At 42.9% G+C, this 3,054-nt stretch carries 2 protein-coding genes; both read right to left on the bottom strand.

From position 1 onward, the window contains the following. Positions 1-39: 39 nt before the first annotated feature. Positions 40-1,176: a histidine decarboxylase gene (locus FDX03_RS21585; RefSeq protein WP_048213363.1), complete on the bottom strand. Its 1,137-nt coding sequence runs from the start codon at positions 1,174-1,176 to the stop codon at positions 40-42. A 40-nt stretch (positions 1,177-1,216) separates the two neighbouring features. Further along, entirely contained in the window at positions 1,217-2,569 is a 1,353-nt protein-coding gene (hdcC, locus tag FDX03_RS21580) for a histidine-histamine antiporter (RefSeq protein ID WP_048213364.1), read from the bottom strand. Positions 2,570-3,054 lie beyond the last annotated feature (485 nt).

Here is a 3,054-nt window from a genome sequence, read left to right as displayed (position 1 = left end):
CCGCCCCTGAGGGCAGTGATGATTATCACTGCCCTTTCTTCATGCGGCCTGCTGGTTCAGGTCAGCAATCACATCGTCAATCAGCTCATCAATCTTGCTGGAGTCAAGGTGGTGCGCAGTGGTAATCAGGTGAGCGATGTCACCGGAGGTGGCCAGACAGTGCTTCTTCCAGACGGCTTCTGACGGACAAGGGAAAACCACGGTAATAGAGTTTTTATTGCGCCAGGCATCAATACCAGCAGCCTGTAAGCGATCGACTGCGTACTGCGCCATATTCAGGCTATGTTCAATGCGGCGTTGCCAGTCGCTCCAGGAATGGCTGCGAATAGCTTCCCACATCATTAGCGGTGTATGGCCATTACGAGAACCAGAAATGGTTTTATCGTGTGCAGAGATGTAATCAATTTCGACAGAAATCCGATCAACGTTTTTCCTTTTCGCTACCACGATGCCGCAGGGAATAGGCGAACCAATCATTTTGTGGCCTGAAACGCCAATAGAATCAATACCATCAGCGAAGTTAAAAGGCTGCGGATCGTTCACAAACGGCAAAATCATACCGCTCAACGCAGCATCAGCGTGTAGATAATAATCGTCACGTTTGATACCCAGTTGACCAATCCGTTGTTGGATCTCAGCAATATTATCAATAGCGCCACGAACGGTTGTGCCGATATTTGCAAAAATAATCGGATGTTCTTCGTTATCGCGTTGAATTTTACGAATCAAATCATCATAGTCCATCTCACCATTCGGCTGTGATTCCACCAGACTTGATTTAATGCGCAACAACTTAACAATTTTCGCAACGGAATAATGAGTATCTTTCGAGTAATAAAGCGTACCTTCTGGAAACAGTTCACGCCCCAGATAGCAGCCAAACATATTACCTTCAGTTCCCCCATTGGTAACGTAACCCCAGCTTTCTTCAAATGGGATTTTGAAAATACTGGCGAAATACTCCATTACTTCTTTTTCAAAATCAAACGAGTTCAGCAAATAATTGCAATACTCCCCCCAGTCACCACAATTATTTATGGAGAAACGCATAAACCGTTCCAGTATCGTGTAATCGAAGTCGGCTGACTCCGGATAACCTATATTAAAATACTGATTTTTTACGCAATATGACCAAAAAGCATCGAGCTTATTCTGATCGACAATAGATAATGTCATTTTAAACTCCCGTGGATAAAACCAATACAGTTGGATACGTTTAGATACGTTTATCTAAATAAAGAATATCCTGACCTTTCTTACTACGCCCGGCAGCAACAAATGAGAACAATGGAATGGTTACCATCATCATCAAGATGCCCCAGAATATGGAGTCGCTGCCAGAACCAAGCAAAGCAAAAATGCAGTAAATCATGCCAATAACAACCAACGTGCAGTAAAACATAAACGATCTTCCACGATTGGCTTTCTTTGAAACAAGGATAATTGGAAGCGAAATCAGGGCGTACATATATGGCAGAAGTGAAGCAAATACCGACATTAAGATTACAGCCTGGAATTGTTTCGCCAGATTCGGAGATGCCGTCAGAAGCAAGACAATACTCATTAATACACCGGTAAAAACGAGGCTTTTCATCGGGACATCTTGCTTGTTGGTTTCTTCAAAGAATTTCGGGAAAAGTCCTTGTTGAGCACCTGCGCGCGGGCCTTCTGACTGAAGTATCAACCAACCTGAAATTGAGCCAAAGCAGGCAATGATGCTCAGTGCGGAAGCAATGTTCCCTGCCGTATTACCGAACATATAGCGTGCGGCATCAGCAAAAGGTGCGGCTGAATCTACCAGAACATTATGTGGTACCAACCCCATAATAACGGTGCAGCTACCAACATAGCATACGGAAGCGATTAATAACCCCATAACGGTAGCCCGAGGAACCGTGCGTTCAGGATCTTCGACCTGACCGGTAGAAACGACTGCAGATTCAATACCAAGGAAGCCCCATAGCGCAATCGACGCAGCAGAAATAATTGCCGAGGAATCACTATGTCCCGTTCCATTATAAACTTCAGTATAGAGCGACGGGTTAAACCAGAACCACCCAATAAATCCTACGCCTAATATTACGATTAACCCGCAGGTTGCGGTAAAGGATTGTGCCCGCCCCGCAACTTTGGCACCAAAACTAGCAAGGAAAACAAATGCCCACAGAATAATAATTGCGGCAATACAACCGTAAGTTGGATTTTTAAGCTCCGGGAAAAAGAAACTGAGATAGCCGACACCTGCGACCAATAATGCAACGTTACCTACCCATGCGCTGATCCAATAGCACATTGTTGTCTGAAACCCAATGAATGGGCCGAAGGCATCACTGGCATAAGCAACGATACCGCCGGTACGAGGTGTAATTAAACTGGTTTTAGCGAAAACTAATGCAAGTGCAATAACACCGATGATGGTAAATACCCATCCCCATATTGAGATGGAGCCTATGCCTGCGAGATTAGTTGGCAACATAAATACGCCAGACCCCATCATATTTGATGCAGTCACTAACGTTAGGGCAATGACTCCCATTTTATGAGCAGAGCCTGAGCTTACTGTTCCCATAATGGTTTCCTATTAATTTAAAATTTTGCAATAAGTGGAAATTCGTACTGAATTCGTGGGTCATTGTTATGAATAGAAATGTCCATTATTGTGACAACAATCAAAAATAATAATGAATCAATTTTTTTTGAGCGGTTTTTCCGCTCACTTTTTAACCATTTTATTAGTAATTGACTCTGTCCCCTTTTATTCGACCTGAATAAAGAAAAGGCGACACTAAAATAATCAGAAAAAAATCACGACGATCATTTATTAATAATGTAATTTTTTGTTGATGGTATTGCTTTAATGTTAAAGATCATGAGTAATTTAAAGACACCCTGTTTATCACGCCAAAAACGGGTATTTCTGATATGAATAAAGTAGAAGATGGCAATTCAAAGGAGAGAACATAATTTATGTTACAACGGACAGAATGATGACTTCCTGTGGGCTACGCCACACAAAGCAAAAACCCCGCCGGAGCGGGATTCTATAAAGAGTGA

It is taken from the genome of Citrobacter sp. wls827 (assembly GCF_005280875.1).
GTDB lineage: Bacteria > Pseudomonadota > Gammaproteobacteria > Enterobacterales > Enterobacteriaceae > Citrobacter > Citrobacter youngae.
Note: the sequence above shows the minus strand (reverse complement) of the source record. Positions and strands in the feature narration are given on the sequence as shown.

What these genes read in the sequence shown, in the direction of transcription:
- FDX03_RS21585 (WP_048213363.1), bottom strand. Translation starts at nt 1,176, where the DNA reads ATGACATTATCTATTGTCGATCAGAATAAGCTCGATGCTTTTTGGTCA.
- hdcC (WP_048213364.1), bottom strand. Translation starts at nt 2,569, where the DNA reads ATGGGAACAGTAAGCTCAGGCTCTGCTCATAAAATGGGAGTCATTGCC.